The organism is Collinsella sp. LCP19S3_H3 (assembly GCF_052119145.1).
Taxonomy (GTDB): domain Bacteria; phylum Actinomycetota; class Coriobacteriia; order Coriobacteriales; family Coriobacteriaceae; genus Collinsella.
In genome coordinates this window covers 138410-155094 of sequence record NZ_JBQKFW010000004.1, presented here as the reverse complement: position 1 = coordinate 155094, position 16685 = coordinate 138410, and the positions used below count along the sequence as shown (strand labels likewise).

Genomic DNA, 16685 nt, shown 5'->3' with positions numbered 1-16685 from the left:
GCTTGATGTGCGGTGGCCGCGGGGCGGGGAGCGTGTAAACTGGAGTGAGCAAACCGTGCCCAGCCCAAAGCGAGGTATTCAATATGTCTGACAAGCGCCGCACCTTTGCCGTTATCGACGGCAACTCGCTCATGCACCGCGCCTTCCACGCCGTGCCGCCGACCATGAACGCGCCGGACGGTCGTCCCACCAACGCGATCTTTGGCTTTCTGAACATGTTTCTTAAGATGATCGATGCCTTTAACCCCGACGGTGTGGTCGTGGCGTTTGACAAGGGCAAGCCGCGCGTGCGCATGGAGATGCTGCCGCAGTACAAGGCGCAGCGCCCGCCCATGGACCCCGATCTGCATGCGCAGTTTCCCATGATTAAGGAGCTGCTCACGGCGCTCAACGTGCCAATTCTGCAGTCCGAGGGCTGGGAAGGCGACGATATCCTGGGAACCATGGCGCGCCTGGGTGAGGAGGCCGGCTGCGACATGCTGCTGGTGACCGGCGACCGTGACATGTATCAGCTTGTGACCGAGCACGTCAACGTGGTCTCGACTCGCAAGGGCCTGTCCGACGTGGCGATCATGACGCCCGAGAGCGTGGACGACCTGTATCACGGCATTACGCCGGCGCTCGTGCCCGATTTTTACGGTCTGAAGGGCGATACGTCGGACAACATTCCCGGCGTACCGGGCATCGGCCCCAAAAAGGCGAGCGCGCTCATCGCGCAGTACGGCAGCTTGGACGAGGTCATTGCGCATGCTGACGAGGTCAAGGGCAAGATGGGCGAGAACCTGCGTGCACACATCGACGATGCGCTGCTGAGCCGCAAGGTTGCGACCATCCGCACCGATGCACCTGTCGAGCTCGACTTTGACGCGACGTCCTTCCCATCGTTTTCTGCCGATGAGGTGTCCGCGGCGCTGGGCGCCCTTGGCATTACGGCCATGCAGAACCGGTTCCTGGCGCTGATTGGCGGCGAGGGCGGGGTCGTGCCCGCTGCCAGCGCGTTCGAGATACCCGCGGTTTCGCGTGCCGCCGCCGGCGATGCTGAGGCACTTGCTGCTGTGGCGGCCGAGATCTCTCGCGCGATTGATGCGGGCGAGTGGGTCGCCGCCGTGGTGGACGATGACAAGGAGGAGGGTGCGCTCTTTGGCCTGACGCGTACGCTGTGGCTGGCGACGCCCAAGGGGCTCTTTGCGCTCGAGGAAGCCGATGACGGCACGCCTGCCGCTGTCGAGGGCTTCAATTCTGCCCACGGCGTTATCGCTGGCGTGCTCGCGCGCCTGTTTATGGAGGGCCGCGTGGCGAGCCCGGACATGAAGGCGTTGCTGCATGAGCTTTCGCCCATCGATTCTTCTGAGCCCGAGCTCATGGACCCGCTGGCAGTCGATTCCGTGCGCATCTTTGATACCGTGGTTGCCGCGTACCTGTTGGATTCCGACCGTTCCGAGTTTGACGAGGCATATCTGGCCGATACCTATCTGCAGATGGCGCTGCCTGCGGCGCGCGGTGCGGATGGTGCTGGCGAGGACGCTCCTGCTCCTGCTGCCCGTACCGTGGCGTTGACGCTGGCACTCGTGGCGCCGCTTCGCGACCGCATGGCCCGCGAGAACGCCGCCAACGTGTTCGATGGCATTGAGATGCCGCTCGTGCCGGTGCTTGCCAAGATGGAGCGCGCGGGCATGCTCGTAGATCCCGACCGGCTGCGCAGCCTGTCCGAGGGCCTGGCGACTCAGATTGCCGAGGTCGAGCGCAGCATTCGCGACCTGGCAGGTGATGAGACGTTTAACATCGGCAGTCCCATGCAGCTCTCGCACGTGCTCTTTGACGTTATGGGGCTTCCGACCAAGGGCCTCAAAAAGACCAAGCGCGGGTACTATTCGACCAACGCCAAGGTGCTGAGCGACCTTGCCCGTGACCACGAAATCGTGCGCCTGATTTTGGACTGGCGTGAGAAGTCCAAGATTAAGTCGACCTATCTGGACACGCTAGGTCCGCTGCGCCGTGGTGACGGTCGCGTGCACACCACGTACAACCAGACCATCACGGCAACGGGTCGCCTGTCCTCGAGCGACCCGAACCTGCAGAACATCCCGACGCGCTCTGAGCTGGGCCGTACCGTTAAGACGGCGTTTTCGGCAGGCGAGGGCAGCGTCTTTTTGGCGGTGGACTACTCGCAGATCGAGCTGCGTCTACTCGCGCATCTCTCGGGTGACGAGCACCTGGTGCGCGCCTTTAACGAGGGCGAGGACTTCCATGCCGAGACGGCCGCGCGCGTGTTTGGCGTTTCCGTGTCCGAGGTAACGCCCGACCTGCGCAGTCGCGCCAAGGCCGTGAATTTTGGCATTGTGTATGGTCAGCAGGCGTACGGTCTGTCGCAGTCGCTGCACATCTCGATGGCCGAGGCGCGTGGCATGATCGATCGCTACTACGAGGCCTACCCGGGCGTGCGCACGTTCCTCGACAACGTGGTGGCGCGCGCCAAGCAGACGGGCTACGCCGAGACCATGTATGGCCGTCGTCGCCATATTCCGGAGCTCAGGGCCAAAAACCCGCAACTCCGTGGCTTTGGTGAGCGTACGGCCATGAATCACCCCATGCAGGGCACCGCCGCCGACATCATCAAGATCGCGATGGCCCGCGTAAGCCGCCGCCTGGAAGAAGAGGGCTTTGCCGCCCACATGATCTTGCAGGTGCACGACGAACTGGACTTTGAGTGCCCCGTCGACGAAGTCGAGCGCCTGACCGCCATGGTCCAAGACGTCATGGAGCACGTAGTAGACCTCCGCGTACCGTTGATCGCCGAAGCCAGCACCGGCATAACCTGGGCCGACGCGAAATAGGAAAGCGCCCACAATTCCAAAGTAATTAAAGGCAGAAGGGGGCTCCTTGCCAACAAGGAGCCCCCTTCATTCCAAAAAATCAGCCAAGTATCTAGACACCCAAGACGCCATCTAGGCGGCAAGCAAGTCAACATAGCCATGCCCGGGGCCGGCCGTTTGATTTTTGTAGATTCCGCACGAGCCGAAGGCCACTTAATGTGGCCTTCGAGCGAGCCCAGGACCTGACCGAGCAAAAATCAAACGGCCGGCCCTGGGCATGGCGACGAGATAGATTACCGAGCCGCCAAGATGGCGTCGATGAGCGTCAGTACGCCCCCGTCGTTGTTGCTCGGAATGCGCCACTTGGCGTGCGCATTCATATGCTCTTCGGCATTGTCCACGATAAAGCTATGCCCGACGCGCTCGAGCATAGGGATATCGTTGTAGGTGTCGCCCACGGCGGCGGCATCGGCGATATCGATGCCCAAGTGCTCGCACAGGTGCGCGACGCCGGCGCCCTTGTCGACGCCCAGGTTCATAAAGTCGATCCACTCGCGGCCCGCATTGGTGACGTAGAGCTGATCCGAGAACGCGGGGTTATAGGTCTCGCGGAACGCAGGCTCAGCGTCGTAGGCGGGGAAGAAGATCGAAATCTTGTTGGACTCGACGTCAAGACCCTCAAAGGTGTCGATGTAGTTGATGGCAGAATAGTAGATGCTGATCTCGTCGTGGTACTTGTGGTCGCGCGCCAAAACGTAAGCATCGTCATAGCAGCACAGGACGGGAACGGCACGCGGGTCCTCCACGGCATGTGCCAGGACCTTGTGGTAGAGCGCCACATCGATGTTGCTCTTATAGATATAGTTGCCGCGATAGATGACGCAGGCTCCGTTGTCGGGACAAAAGGCGAGGCGGTTCTTGATGTCCTCAAACATCTCCTCGAGCTTGGGGGCGGGACGTCCGCTGGCGGGGCAGAATACGATGCCGGCTTCGGCGAGCTTGTCCAGGCGTTCGTCAAGGCCTTGCGGCAGCACGCGCTCGTCGGTCAGCAGCGTCTTGTCCATGTCGACGGCGATGAGCTTAATGTTTCCGATATTGGCGTCCGATTCGTAAGTTTGCATAAAAGCGAGCCTTTCGTTTCGAAATTGTTTCAGACGTTATAACCATCAACTCGTAATCAGGCGTATTTTCGCAGGAACGGAGCGTATTTGCACTGCATTTCACAAACTAATGAAAAAACTTTTCAGAAATTTGAATTTGTCGCTTGTGCAGCGGGCACTTTAGCGTAATATAGCGACCATCGAAAACGGAGACGGCAAAAGAGCCGCTTACCGAGGAAAAGGTACCGTTTGCGATATTAGAATTGCGCCCGGCGATGTGTGAAAGGAGAGGCAGATGCAGTTCGTAAAGATCATAACCACTGCAGACAATGCCATCCGACGCCAGCGCGCAATTTCCCGACGACGATAACAATCGTCTCTGTCCGCATGGGGCGAATTGCCTCAACAGAGTCATTTTAAGGTCGTTGGGTTTTAGCACGACATTGCTGCATGTTTCTAGGGCATGTATGTGCTGATTTTTGCTATTTAACCTGATATTGCACGGTACGTGACCTTGAAATGACTTGCAACTGACCGATGTTCTAACTAGCTACCAAGGGCGAAAGGAAACAGCCATGAGCAAGGAAAAAGTCGTTCTCGCATATTCCGGTGGTCTTGATACATCCGTATGTGTCAAGTGGCTCCAGGACGAGAAGAATCTCGATGTCGTTTGCGTCTGCGGCAACGTGGGCCAGGAGGAGACCGGCCTGGATGCCAAGAAACAGAAAGCGCTCGACCTGGGCGTTCTTGATTGCCAGGTGCTCGACCTGCGCGATGAGTTCTCCGATGAGTTCCTGACCAAGGCCATCGCCGCAAATTCCATGTACGAGAACAAGTACCCGCTGCTTTCCGCTCTGTCTCGCCCGCTGCTCGCCAAGAAGCTTGTCGAGGTCGCCCACGAGTTTGGCGCGACCTACGTCGCCCACGGCTGCACCGGCAAGGGTAACGACCAGGTTCGTTTTGAGGCTGCCGTCAAGGCCCTCGACCCCGAGCTTAAGGTTATCGCCCCGGTTCGCGAGTGGGATCTGAAGTGCCGTCCCGACGAGGTCGCCTATGCTCACGCCCACAACGTGCCGGTTCCCGAGGGTGCCAACGACAACCCCTATTCCATCGACGACAACCTGTGGGGTCGTGCCATTGAGTGCGGCCACCTGGAGGATCCCTGGAACGAGCCGCTCGATGACGCCTGGGTTATGACCAAGAATCCCGAGGACACGCCCGACACCCCGACCTACACCGAGATTGAGTTTGAGGCCGGCAAGCCCGTCGCCGTCGACGGCAAGAAGATGAAGCTCTCCGAGATCGTCATCGCCCTCAACAAGATTTCGGGCGATAACGGCTTTGGTCGTCTCGACCTGGTCGAGGATCGTCTGGTGGGCCTCAAGAGCCGCGAGTGCTATGAGGTTCCCGGCGCCCTGACGCTTATCACCGCCCACAAGGCGCTCGAGGATATTTGCGTCGAGGGCGATCTGCTCAAGACCAAGATTAAGCTCGAGCAGGATTGGGCCACCGCCGTGTACAACGGCCAGTGGTACAGCCCGCTCAAAAACGCACTCGACGCCTTTATGGCCGATACCCAGAAGTTCGTGACCGGTACCGTTCGTCTGAAGTTCTTTAAGGGCAACTGCCATGTTGTCGGCCGCAAGAGCCCCTTCAGCCTCTATGACTACGGTCTGGCCACCTACGACCGCGACACCACGTTTGACGAGAAGGCCAGCGCCGGCTTTATCGAGATCGACACGCTGTCGCTCAAGACGTGGGCCAAGGTCCAGGGTCCCAGCTCTGCTGCCGCTCAGGCTTAAGTCTTTCTCCCTTGGTATCCGCGCGGCCCATCCGCGTGATACATAACGGGCGCATGGGGTCCCTACCTTTCGTTATGCTTGCTGACACTTCTTAACATCGGTGGCCCCTACATTCCGCCCGCATATATGATGCCGCGTCTGCGGCTGAGTCCGAGCCCCGCCGGGGTTGTCCGGCGGGGCTCCTTCTATCAATTTGGCGGCTCTGCGCCTATATATATCTGAGGGGTATCCATTATGTTCAATGCTATCGCGCATGCTTTACTTGCCCTCGCGCCCGAGTTCGATGCTGCAAAGGTCGAGGATGTCCCTATGAGCCTGAAGGCATGGATTGACGGCTCGGCAAGCAACGGCTGGCGGGAGTCGATGGGCGCCAAGTGCCTGGTGCGTCACTTCTTTGCAAATTAGCCACATGGTCTCGCGCTCGGTGGGGAATGTGCAAAACTAGCGGTTGATAAATCGCTTTAGCGACATGGCGCTTTGCTTTGGGCGCTTGTTTTGGTATTTAGAGAAAGGGGACGGTTCCATGGCTCTTTGGGGCGGTCGTTTTGAGGCAGGCGTGGCCGAGGTCACGCAGGAGTTTGGCGCGTCGCTGCCGGTCGACAAACATCTCTATAAGCAGGATATCGCTGGCTCTAAGGCACATGCCAAGATGCTGGCGGCCCAGGGCATTATCAGTGCAAAGGACGAGCAGGCGATTGCCGAGGGTCTGACCGCAATCGAACAGGATATCGATGCCGGCAACTTCACCTTCGATATCAACGACGAGGACATTCATATGTCCATCGAGAGCGAGCTGACCCGTCGCATCGGCGAGGCGGGCAAGCGCCTGCATACCGGGCGTTCGCGCAACGACCAGGTGGCGACCGATACGCGCCTGGGCGTCAAGGCGCTGGCCAAGGAGCTCATGGAGGCCAATCTTGAGCTGCGCCACGTGCTGGTGGATGCGGCCAAACAGTACAACAAGGTGATTCTGCCGGGTTACACGCACATGCAGCATGCTCAGCCCGTGCTGCTGTCGCATCATCTGCTGGCGTATTCTTGGATGTTCGCGCGCGACTTTACACGCCTGAAGGCCGCCTTTGATGCTGCCGACAACTGCCCGCTGGGCGCTGCCGCGCTTGCCGGTACGAGCTATCCGCTCGATCGTCAGATGACGGCCGCCGAACTTGGCTTTGCGGGCGTGATTCCCAACTCGCTCGATGCGGTTTCCGACCGTGATTTCCTCCTCGATCTGCATTACGCCGGCTCCGTCATGGCGATGCACCTGTCGCGTCTTTCCGAGGAGATCGTGCTGTGGTCGAGCTCCGAGTTTGGCTTTATCACGCTTTCCGACTCGTATTCCACTGGCTCGTCCATCATGCCGCAGAAGAAGAACCCCGATTTTGCCGAGCTTATCCGCGGCAAGAGCGGCCGAGTCTATGGCAACCTGGTGCAGCTGCTCGTGACCATGAAGGGCCTGCCGCTCGCTTATAACAAGGACTTGCAGGAGGACAAGGAGGGCGCGCTCGATACCGCCCATACGCTCATGCAGTGCCTGTCCGTTATGGCCGGTATGATTTCGACCTGGACCGTCAACGAGGATGCCATGGCGCGCGAGTGCGGCGTGGGGCACCTTGCCGCCACCGATGTTGCCGATTACCTGGCCAAGCGTGGCCTGCCGTTCCGCGAGGCCCACGCCGTGGTGGGCCATTTGGTCCTGATGTGCGAGAAGCGCGGCTGCAATCTTGAGGACCTGCCGTTTGAGGTGTTCCAAGAGGCAAGCCCGCTCTTTGAGCACGACATTACCGAGGCGCTCGACATTCCGTCGATTGTCGCTGCACGCACGACCGAGGGCGGTACCGCCCCTGCCGCCGTTGCCGTGCAGCTGCAGCGTGCCCAGGCACAACTCGTTGCCGACGAAGGTGTGCTTGGATCGCTGACCAAGGTCGTCGAGATGGGCCACGGGGCAAAGTAAGGGCTTAGTTGAAGCGGCTTTGGCTATTTATTGATAAATCGTTTTTGCTTTTACGGGCGTCTGTTGCTGCGGGCGCCCGTATTTTGTTGCAATGGGGAAGGGGCTTGTCGAGAACTTCTGTAGGACCTTTGGGCAGGTTGTGAAGGGGGTACGTTCACGGGCGGCAACCGACCGTCCGCTCGGTTCGGCGCGGTTGATGCGCGGTCGGATGGTACTCTAATCAGGCTTCGAAACAGAAGTGACACATATGGAACGTTTTAATAAATTGTAATGTTTCAAAAAACAGCTTTTTGTTTAACTGCAGCTAAAACTCTGTTACGATGCAGTCCAGGCGGGTGCCGGAATGGGACTTGGGCACGCGCGAACCTACTTGAAAGGCTACCTTATGGCTATCGAGAAGACCTTCATCATGATTAAGCCCGACGCTGTGCGCGATCGCAAGATCGGCGAGATCGTCGCTCGCATTGAGCGTAGCGGCCTTGTCATCGAGCGCATGGAGATGACCACGCTCGAGCGCGCTACCGTCGAGGAGCACTACGCCCATCTGGCCGACAAGCCCTTCTTTGGCGATCTCTGCGACTTTATGACGAGCGGTCCGGTCGTCAAGATGGTCGTTTCCGGTCTCTCCGCTGTCTCCAAGATGCGCACCCTTATGGGCGCTACCAACCCGCTTGACGCTGCCCCCGGCACCATTCGCGGCGACTTCGCTGTCGATGTCAACGCCAACGTGATCCACGGCTCCGACTGCCTGGAGAACGCCGAGATCGAGATCAAGCGCTTCTTTGGCTAAACCAGCTTTGACTCCTCAAAGCTGTTAGCGTGTGGCTTTGGCGCCGCGGAATTCCATCCGCGGCGCCCTTTTTATTCCAGTAGATTTCTAGGTATATCCCAAAAATCTACGAAACAGCCCCCGTCCGGATGTGTGTTCCGGACGGGGGCTGTCGTTAACGTATGGTGTTGTAAGTCTTTAGGCCTCGTCGACGACCTTGAGTCCGCGGGTCTGGTCGATCTCGTTGATGAGATTGACGCGACGCTCGTGGCGGCCGCCCTCAAACTCGGCGTCGAGCCACTCGTCGACAATCATCTTGGCGAGCTCGGAACCCACGACGCGGGCACCAAAGGCGAGCACGTTGGTGTTGTTGTGCATGCGGGAGAGCTTGGCGCTGAAGGGCTCGGAGCACACGACGGCGCGTACGCCCTCGACCTTGTTGGCAGCCAGGCTAATTCCGACGCCGGTGCCACAGATGAGGATGCCCAGGTCGACGTCGCCGTTGGCAACGGCCTTACCCACCTTGTAGCCGGCGATGGGGTAGTCAAAGCTCTCGGAGGTGTCGGTGCCAAAGTTCACGACCTCGCAGCCGCGCTCCTTCAGGTGCTCGGAGATGATGTTCTTGAGCTCGACGGCGGCGTGGTCGTTACCGATACCGATCTTCATGGATGCTTCCTCTCTGGTCTGTGCGGCGAGATTGCTAAAGGTTTTACCGCGTTCGACTGCATGATAGCGCGACTTTTGTGTAAACGCTCGGGCGTTTGTTGCTCAAACGCTTTAGCATGCAATAAGACCGGCTTATCATAAATAATGCCATTTTGTGCTCGAGCGCCGTCCGCCGGAACCATGGTTGTGGTTTTTGATGCATTGTTATCAAATAAAATAGCGAACTATTTTGAGAGCCCAGCCCGTTATACAAGTAGGAGATACCTATGCCTGCCGATTCCCTTCGTGATACCGCGTTTTGCGATGTTTTGAACCGCGAGCTTGTCTGTGCGCTCGGCTGCACCGAGCCCATTGCCGTTGCCTATGCAGCGGCGCTGGCGAGCCAGACGCTCGGTTGCGAACCCGATCATATGGATGTTGCCTGCTCGGGCAACATCATCAAGAACGTAAAGAGCGTTACCGTGCCTAACTCGGGCGGTATGCATGGTATTGAAGCCGCGGCCGTGCTGGGTGCCGTGGGCGGCGACGCCAAGAGCGCGCTCGAGGTGCTCGAGAGTGTTGACGATAAAGACCGTGCTCGCGTGGCCGAGCTCCTCGCCGATGCCGGCTACTGCGATGTGTCGCTTGTCGAGGGTGTGCCCAACCTCTACATCAAGGTGATTGCCACGGCCGGGGGACATACCGCGGTCGTCGAGATTACCGACCACCACACCAATGTTACGTGCCATACACTCGACGGTATTCCGGTATGCGGCAAGTCGGTGGGGGAGTGTGCCGCCTGCGCCGAGCGCGTGGTGGCCGAGCGCGCGGCAGATAGCGCCGACACGCCCATGTCGATCGAGACCATCATCGACTTTATTGAGGACGGCGATGTTGAGGGTGCTCGCGCTGCCGTTGAGCGTCAGATCGAGCTGAACGGCGCCATTAGCGCAGAGGGCTTGGCGCACGCTTGGGGTGCCGAGGTGGGCCGTACGCTGCTGGGCGCTCGTGCCGATGACGTCGCCTGCCGTGCCCGTGCCCGTGCAGCCGCCGGGTCCGACGCCCGCATGAACGGCTGCGCACTGCCGGTCGCCATTGTGTGCGGCTCGGGCAATCAGGGCATTACCTGTGCATTGCCCGTTATGGAATATGCCGAGTACCTGCGCTGCGACCACGAGCGCTTGGTGCGCGCCGTGATGCTGTCCGATCTTATTGCCGTGCATATCAAAAGCTATATTGGTGCACTTTCGGCATTTTGCGGTGCTATTTGCGCCGCGTGCGGTGCCGGTGCTGCGATTACCTGGCTGTGCGGTGGCACGCGTGATCAGATCGGCGCGACGGTCTCGAATACGCTCGGCAACGTGGGCGGCATCGTGTGCGATGGCGCCAAGGCGAGCTGTGCCGCCAAGATTTCCGCAGCCGTTGATGCGGCGATTCTGGGCCACGATATGGCCATGCAGGGCCGCGGTTTCCGCGCCGGCGAGGGCCTGATCCAAGATACCGTTGAGCAGACAATCGCCAGCATGGGCTATGTGGGTCGCGTGGGTATGAAGGACACCGACGTCGAAATCCTCAACATCATGATCGGCAAAACCCAAGTTTGTTAGGACAATTCGTTGGCTACTTGGTGCTCGTAGAAGGCATCGATTACGGCGTTAAAGTCGCGGGCGAAGTCTTCCATGGTTCCGCGCCAGGTGGCTCGACTGGGTTTTCCCTGGCCAACATAGGCAGTTTGAATACCGCAGGCGGGGCTGGGGAAGTCGCGCTTGGGGTCGTTGCCCACCATAAGGACCTCGTGCGGTTCGAGCCCCATGGCCTGCAGCTGCTCCAGGTAATAGGTGGCATCGGGCTTGCAACGGGTGGCGTTTCCCATGTGCGTCACGAGCTCAAAGGGGGCGTCGGCCAGGTCACCCCAACCCATGCGGCATTCGATGGCCCCCTGGGGAAAGCTGGGGTTGGTAAAGAGTGCGCAACGCAGTCCTGCGTCCCGTACAGCCTGGAGCGCGGCGTGTGCACCCGGCATGGCGTGGGCATTGATGGCATCGTCATTCTTGTACGGGAGAACTTCGCGTTCATAGTAGGTAAAAGCCTCATAGATGAGTGGGTCCGAGAGGCAGATGCCGCACCTGCGCTCGACCTCGGCGCGGTAAAACTCAAGATTGGTGCGATTGTCCGTGCCGCTTCGGCGATTGGCGTTGAGGTCGACCAGGATGGTGCCGAGGCGTGCCATCGTGCCACCGCGGCTGCATCGTCCGATATCCGCGAGCATTGACGAGACATCCTTAAAATAGCGAAGGATAAACGCGTTGAGATTGATGCTGAGAAGCGTCTCGTCCATATCGAAAACGACTGCTTTGAGCACGCGGGCACCTTTCTCGAAAAATCGTTCAGAACGTTGGCTCCGGATACTTTACCCCAAAGCCGTATACTCAACTGCTTATCGTCAACTTATGGAGACGGTCGTTCACAAGATTGCGAAAAAGTCTCCATACGAGTAAAAAATCGCAGTTCACGCTTGAAATCGAAGTGATTTCCACGTAACCTATACGAACGTGATTGCATAAGCGTCACATTAGTATCTGTCGGCTCCCGAGTGTTCCTAAACGTTGTGTGCTTGTCGCACCCTTCTGTAGGTCCTAGCAATCGGGGCCCCGTAGTTCGAAAGGGGTCCACCTTTGAGTGAGATTCAGAACTCGTCCATTTTCTCTCTTGACGATGTCAACGAGGAGGAGATGAACAACCTCATCGACGGTACGATTACCGACTTTGATGAGGGCGATCTCGTTAACGGTACTGTCGTTAAGATCGAGCATGACGAGGTGCTCGTTGACATCGGATTCAAGTCCGAGGGCGTTATCCCGGTCCGCGAGCTGTCCATCCGCAAGGACGCTAACCCTGCAGACATCGTTGCACTCGGTGATTCCATCGAGGCCCTGGTTCTCCAGAAGGAGGACAAGGACGGTCGTCTGGTCCTTTCCAAGAAGCGTGCCGAGTACGAGCGTGCTTGGAACCGCATCGAGGAGAAGTTCAACTCCGGCGAGAACGTCGAGGGCGAGGTTATCGAGGTTGTCAAGGGCGGCCTAATCCTCGACATCGGCCTGCGTGGCTTCCTGCCCGCTTCCCTCGTCGACCTCCGTCGCGTCAAGGACCTCACCTCCTACATGGGCACCCGCATCGAGGCCCGCGTCATCGAGATGGACCGCAACCGCAACAACGTCGTTCTCTCCCGTCGCGTCGTGCTTGAGGAGTCCCGTAAGGCCGAGCGTTCCGAGATCCTGTCCAAGCTCAAGTCTGGCATGCGTCTCCAGGGCACCGTTTCCTCCATCGTCGACTTCGGCGCCTTCGTCGACCTCGGCGGTATCGACGGCCTCATCCACATCTCCGAGCTCTCCTGGAACCACGTCAACCATCCTTCCGAGGTTGTCAAGGTCGGCCAGGAGGTCGAGGTCGAGGTTCTCGACGTCGATCTCAACCGCGAGCGCATCTCCCTGGGTCTCAAGCAGACCACCGAGGATCCGTGGCGCGCACTGGTCAAGAAGTACCCCGTCGGCGCGATCGTCGAGGGCACTGTGACCAAGCTTGTCCCGTTTGGCGCTTTCGTCGATCTGGGCGAGGGCATCGAGGGCCTGGTGCACATCTCCGAGATGGCCAACAAGCACGTCGACCAGCCTTCTCAGGTCACCCACGTGGGCGACAAGGTTCAGGTCAAGGTCATGGAGATCGACCTCGACCGTCGTCGTATCTCCCTGTCTATGAAGTCCGCTGCTGAGACTCTGGGCGTCGAGATCGAGGTTACCCCGCTGCCTTCCGAGAAGAAGGACGAGGAGACCGACGCCGAGTAAATCGGTTTGACGATCACTTGCTTTAAGGGATCCGTCCGCAATGGACGGGTCCCTTTTTGCGTTTGCCGGTGAGGTGCGCAATGCTACTCGTGCGCAACGCTGTCCGGGCTGTTCACAGGCTATTGGGTTGTCGGTGCATGAAAATGCCGACATCCCGCCTCGGGGAGGAGGCGGGAACGCACCGAGTAGACGGAGGGGTGCGGAGCGCGGTCGCGTCTCGACTGGCGACGTTGCCCATCGACAACCCTATTGTACTGCATGGCATGGTTCTTGGTATATCGTGTCGAAGGCTTGTGTTGTGCCTTTGCCTGCGGCAACGGTGTGTTACACTCTTGCACTGCTGAGTGGGCCAGACGGTCGCGCGATGTGCTGCTTGCGGCACGCGTGAGGAAAGTCCGGGCTCCAGAGGGCGGGATGCCGGCTAACGGCCGGGCGGAGTGATCCGACGGAAAGCGCCGCAGAAAAGAAGACTCCCACCTGCGCCGCAAGGCGTAAAGGGAAAAGCTGAAACGGTGGTGTAAGAGACCACCAGCGTCGTGGCAACACGGCGGCTTGGCAAGCCCCATCCGGAGCAAGCGCGAATAGGAACGCTATGGGCCGGCCCGGTCCGCGTTCGGGTAGCGTGCGTGGAGCTGCACGGTAACGTGCAGACAAGATAAATGACCGTTCACGACAGAACCCGGCTTATAGGCCCACTCGGCAACTATGTTGACGCTGCGACGGCGTCAGCTGGCCGATTTGGCGCTCATTCGTCGGTCGCCGCCATAAGGCGTGCTCCCTCCTCTTTCGGGCCAAATCGACTCAGCTGACGCCGTCTCGCTGTTTTTGCCTGGTCATCGGCAGCCTCGTTTCTGTTGTAATCTCGTCTTTCAAGGCACCTTGCTCGCGCTGACGGGTTCTCGCTGTTGGTGACGGCATCATTGGCGTTTTCGCTCTTGTTGGCGAGGACAACGGTGCTGTCTTTGCCGTATTATTGAGGCTGTTTGTTGCCGCGCTTAGTTTTGTTGAGGGGCTTTGTTGGACAGCTATTTTACTCTGCGATCGAATATTGAGGCTTCTGGCGAGTTTGTGGATCGCAAGAGCCGGTTTATTGCCCAGCTGGTCCATATTGAATCCGAGGATGAGGCGAATGCCTTCATCGAGATGGTTCGCAAGCGTCATTACGACGCTCGACACAATGTTCCCGCGTGGATTTTGGTCGATGGACGCGAGCGTCAGAGTGATGACGGTGAGCCGAGCCGCACGAGCGGCATGCCGACGCTCGAGGTGTTGCGCGGCGCTGGGCTCAAAAATGTTTGCTGCGTGGTGACGCGCTATTTTGGCGGCACGCTGTTGGGGCCCGGTGGCTTGGTGCGCGCCTATACCGCGGCGACGCAGGCGGCGGTGGCAGCTGCTCAGGAGGCAGGGCAGGTCGTTGAGATGACGAGCGTCGTGCCTGTTGACGTGCACGTGGCCTATCCGCAGTATGAGCAGGTGCTTCGTTTGGCGCAGGATTCGGGTGCCAAGGTTTCGGATACCGATTACGCGGATGCCGTGACGATTCATTTGGTGTTTAAGGCGGGGGAGCAGGAGCCTTTTTGCGCTAAGATGCGCGAGCTTATGGCGGGGCGCGAGGAGATTGAGGTCGGCGCTCCCAAATTTGCCGAGTTCTAACGGCGACGGCCGGCGTGCTTTTGGATGAATCCCAAGCACGCCAGCCGTCGTTTTCTGTTGCCGCCGTTTACTCGGCGAGCTGCTTTAGCACATCGCAGGCGATCTCGATGGCGTCGTCGATGCAGCCGGGGCAGCTGCGGAGCGGACCATTGTCCGATCCGATGCCCTTGAGCGTGCCGCAGACGGTCGTCGTGTTTTTCGTTTTAAAACGCTTGGCGATTTCGCGCGACAGCTTGTAAGTCTGGCCCTTGGTCTTGGGGTTATCCATGCCGTCGCTCATTACAAAGCCCATGATGGCCACGGCGCCCGAGATAGCGCCGCAGGTCTCGGTCATGCCGCCCATGCCGGCGCCAAAGCCCTCGGTGAGGATAAAGGCGGTCTGGGGGTCGAGCCCGACGGCGGGTGCGAGCGTGCAGGCGACGGCCTGTGCGCAGTTAAAGCCACGGGCGTGGTATTCGGCAGCCTGAGCCTGACAGGCGGTGATGTCGAGCTGGGCAGTATCGATTTGCTTCATCGTTGTCTCCTCGGTAACGGTGTACTCGCCTATGGTACCCTTGCCGATGCATTTGTTCATCGAAAGCCTCATGTATGCCTCATTTTTATCTATCGAATAAATGCCAAGATCTGCGATAAATGCCCCCGGTTGATTTGTCTCATAACCTACCTTGGGGATGGGTTGAGAGGGGTGCGGGGTAGCGGTATCGTGAACCGGATAAAAATGTAACCCAGGCAAGGGAGCTAGATATGAGCGAGCAGACCATCGGTACTACATGTGTTCAGGGCGGCTATCATCCGGGAGATGCGGAGCCGCGCCAGGTGCCCATCTACCAGTCCACCACGTGGAAGTACGACACGTCGGAGCACATGGGCAAGCTGTTTGACCTGGAGGAGTCTGGCTATTTCTACAGCCGTCTGCAGAACCCTACGTGTGATTTGGTTGCCGCCAAGATCTGCGAGATGGAGGGCGGCACCGCTGCGATGCTCACGAGCTCGGGCATGGCTGCGAACTTCCTCGCGATCTTTAACGTGGCCGGCGCCGGCGATCATGTGGTCGCAAGCTCGGCCATCTACGGCGGTACCTACAACCTGCTTGCCCATACCATGGGTCGTATGGGCGTTACCTGCACGTTCGTTGCCCCCGATTGCACCGATGAGGAGCTCGAGGCAGCCTTTGAGCCCAATACCAAGCTCGTCTTTGGCGAGACGATTGCCAACCCCGCCCTTGCCGTGCTCGATATTGAGCGCTTTGCCAAGGCCGCGCATGACCACGGCGTGCCGCTGATGGTCGACAACACCTTCCCGACGCCCGTGATGTGCCGTCCCTTTGAGTGGGGTGCCGATATCGTTACGCACTCCACCACCAAGTACATGGATGGCCATGCGGCCTACCTGGGCGGCGTGATCGTCGACCACGGCCAGTTTGACTGGATGGCACATGCGGACAAGTTCCCGGGTCTCACCACGCCCGATGAGAGCTACCACGGCGTGACCTATGCCGAGAAGTTCGGTCGCGAGGGCGCCTTCATTACCAAGGCAACCGCTCAGCTCATGCGCGACCTCGGCCCCATGCAGAACCCGCAGGCGGCGTTTTTCCTGAACAGCTCGCTCGAGAGCCTACATGTGCGCATGCCGCGTCATTGCGAGAACGGCCTGGCTGTTGCCAAGTTCCTGCAGAGCCATCCCAAGGTGCGCTTCGTGAGCTATCCGGGTCTGGAGGGCGACAAGTACTATGACCTAGCTCAAAAGTACATGCCCAACGGTACCTGCGGCGTTGTGAGCTTTGGCTTTAACGGTGGTCGCGCGGCGGCCGAGACCTTTATGAAGAGCCTCAAGCTCGCTCAGATCGCCACGCATGTGGCCGACGCCCGCACTTGCTGCCTGCATCCCGCTAACGCCACGCACCGCCAGATGAACGATGAGGAGCTTATCGCCTGTGGTATCTCCGCCGACATGGTGCGCCTGTCGTGCGGCCTCGAGGACACGGCCGATATGATTGCCGACCTTGAGCAGGCGCTCGAGCAGTGCTAGGCTAGCGTTCGTGCAAGGCGCCGATGCCGGCAGAAAGCTTCGGTGACCTTTCGTCCCGATACCGTAGGCGGGGCCCCAA

13 protein-coding genes and 1 other RNA gene are annotated in these 16685 nt (G+C 59.3%); 10 read left to right on the top strand and 4 right to left on the bottom strand.

The genetic code is table 11. The annotated features are described in order from the left end of the window. Positions 1 to 83 precede the first annotated feature (83 nt). Complete coding sequence (gene polA / locus ACTQZF_RS03435) at positions 84 to 2834, top strand: DNA polymerase I (protein ID WP_441554560.1); 2751 nt, start codon at positions 84 to 86, stop codon at positions 2832 to 2834. 272 nt (positions 2835 to 3106) lie between these two features. Here the strand turns inward: polA and ACTQZF_RS03430 are convergent, their stop codons facing one another. Beyond that, a complete protein-coding gene (locus ACTQZF_RS03430) occupies positions 3107 to 3934 on the bottom strand; it encodes an HAD family hydrolase (protein ID WP_427727591.1) in 828 nt (275 codons plus the stop codon). Between the two features lie 554 nt (positions 3935 to 4488). Between ACTQZF_RS03430 and ACTQZF_RS03425 the strand changes: the two genes are divergently transcribed. The 4 genes from ACTQZF_RS03425 (at position 4489) to ndk (ending at position 8459) form a co-directional block, all read left to right on the top strand. Beyond that, positions 4489 to 5715 (top strand): argininosuccinate synthase, encoded by a 1227-nt coding sequence (locus ACTQZF_RS03425; RefSeq protein WP_035138001.1) that lies wholly within the window; start codon positions 4489 to 4491, stop codon positions 5713 to 5715. 234 nt (positions 5716 to 5949) lie between these two features. Then, on the top strand, positions 5950 to 6120 hold the full coding sequence (locus tag ACTQZF_RS03420) for a hypothetical protein (RefSeq protein WP_154515301.1): 171 nt from the start codon (positions 5950 to 5952) through the stop codon (positions 6118 to 6120). Positions 6121 to 6238: 118 nt separating this feature from the next. Further along, positions 6239 to 7669, top strand: coding sequence for an argininosuccinate lyase (gene argH / locus ACTQZF_RS03415; RefSeq protein WP_441068122.1), 1431 nt, complete (start codon positions 6239 to 6241; stop codon positions 7667 to 7669). Between the two features lie 385 nt (positions 7670 to 8054). Next, complete coding sequence (gene ndk / locus ACTQZF_RS03410; RefSeq protein WP_441016258.1) at positions 8055 to 8459, top strand: nucleoside-diphosphate kinase; 405 nt, start codon at positions 8055 to 8057, stop codon at positions 8457 to 8459. A 177-nt stretch (positions 8460 to 8636) separates the two neighbouring features. Here the strand turns inward: ndk and rpiB are convergent, their stop codons facing one another. Further along, positions 8637 to 9104, bottom strand: coding sequence for a ribose 5-phosphate isomerase B (gene rpiB / locus ACTQZF_RS03405; protein ID WP_427719257.1), 468 nt, complete (start codon positions 9102 to 9104; stop codon positions 8637 to 8639). 266 nt (positions 9105 to 9370) lie between these two features. On the opposite strand from rpiB, the gene ACTQZF_RS03400 reads away from it, so the two are divergent. After that, positions 9371 to 10690, top strand: coding sequence for an L-cysteine desulfidase family protein (locus tag ACTQZF_RS03400; RefSeq protein ID WP_441554559.1), 1320 nt, complete (start codon positions 9371 to 9373; stop codon positions 10688 to 10690). Here the strand turns inward: ACTQZF_RS03400 and ACTQZF_RS03395 are convergent. After that, positions 10687 to 11421 (bottom strand): HAD family hydrolase, encoded by a 735-nt coding sequence (locus tag ACTQZF_RS03395; protein ID WP_441554558.1) that lies wholly within the window; start codon positions 11419 to 11421, stop codon positions 10687 to 10689. The two genes, ACTQZF_RS03400 and ACTQZF_RS03395, sit on opposite strands and share 4 nt — an antisense overlap. Before the next feature lie 337 nt (positions 11422 to 11758). On the opposite strand from ACTQZF_RS03395, the gene rpsA reads away from it, so the two are divergent. From rpsA to ACTQZF_RS03380, 3 genes are all read left to right on the top strand, one after another. After that, on the top strand, positions 11759 to 12925 hold the full coding sequence (gene rpsA / locus ACTQZF_RS03390; RefSeq protein ID WP_154515317.1) for a 30S ribosomal protein S1: 1167 nt from the start codon (positions 11759 to 11761) through the stop codon (positions 12923 to 12925). Positions 12926 to 13266: 341 nt separating this feature from the next. Next, positions 13267 to 13628: RNase P RNA component class A (gene rnpB / locus ACTQZF_RS03385), an RNA gene on the top strand. Positions 13629 to 13939: 311 nt separating this feature from the next. Beyond that, the gene (locus ACTQZF_RS03380) at positions 13940 to 14578 is read left to right on the top strand and encodes a YigZ family protein (RefSeq protein ID WP_195838524.1); all 639 of its coding nucleotides are present in this window, start codon (positions 13940 to 13942) and stop codon (positions 14576 to 14578) included. Positions 14579 to 14645: 67 nt separating this feature from the next. Here the strand turns inward: ACTQZF_RS03380 and ACTQZF_RS03375 are convergent, their stop codons facing one another. Beyond that, the gene (locus ACTQZF_RS03375; RefSeq protein ID WP_427727569.1) at positions 14646 to 15152 is read right to left on the bottom strand and encodes a C-GCAxxG-C-C family protein; all 507 of its coding nucleotides are present in this window, start codon (positions 15150 to 15152) and stop codon (positions 14646 to 14648) included. 170 nt (positions 15153 to 15322) lie between these two features. Here ACTQZF_RS03375 and ACTQZF_RS03370 point away from each other — a divergent pair, with 170 nt between their 5' ends. After that, entirely contained in the window at positions 15323 to 16606 is a 1284-nt protein-coding gene (locus ACTQZF_RS03370) for an O-acetylhomoserine aminocarboxypropyltransferase/cysteine synthase family protein (protein WP_441031847.1), read from the top strand. The last annotated feature ends 79 nt before the right edge of the window (positions 16607 to 16685 follow it).

Coding starts and splice junctions, on each gene's coding strand:
- polA (WP_441554560.1), top strand. CDS start 84: ATGTCTGACAAGCGCCGCACCTTTGCCGTTATCGACGGCAACTCGCTC.
- ACTQZF_RS03430 (WP_427727591.1), bottom strand. CDS start 3,934: ATGCAAACTTACGAATCGGACGCCAATATCGGAAACATTAAGCTCATC.
- ACTQZF_RS03425 (WP_035138001.1), top strand. CDS start 4,489: ATGAGCAAGGAAAAAGTCGTTCTCGCATATTCCGGTGGTCTTGATACA.
- ACTQZF_RS03420 (WP_154515301.1), top strand. CDS start 5,950: ATGTTCAATGCTATCGCGCATGCTTTACTTGCCCTCGCGCCCGAGTTC.
- argH (WP_441068122.1), top strand. CDS start 6,239: ATGGCTCTTTGGGGCGGTCGTTTTGAGGCAGGCGTGGCCGAGGTCACG.
- ndk (WP_441016258.1), top strand. CDS start 8,055: ATGGCTATCGAGAAGACCTTCATCATGATTAAGCCCGACGCTGTGCGC.
- rpiB (WP_427719257.1), bottom strand. CDS start 9,104: ATGAAGATCGGTATCGGTAACGACCACGCCGCCGTCGAGCTCAAGAAC.
- ACTQZF_RS03400 (WP_441554559.1), top strand. CDS start 9,371: ATGCCTGCCGATTCCCTTCGTGATACCGCGTTTTGCGATGTTTTGAAC.
- ACTQZF_RS03395 (WP_441554558.1), bottom strand. CDS start 11,421: ATGGACGAGACGCTTCTCAGCATCAATCTCAACGCGTTTATCCTTCGC.
- ACTQZF_RS03375 (WP_427727569.1), bottom strand. CDS start 15,152: ATGAACAAATGCATCGGCAAGGGTACCATAGGCGAGTACACCGTTACC.
- ACTQZF_RS03370 (WP_441031847.1), top strand. CDS start 15,323: ATGAGCGAGCAGACCATCGGTACTACATGTGTTCAGGGCGGCTATCAT.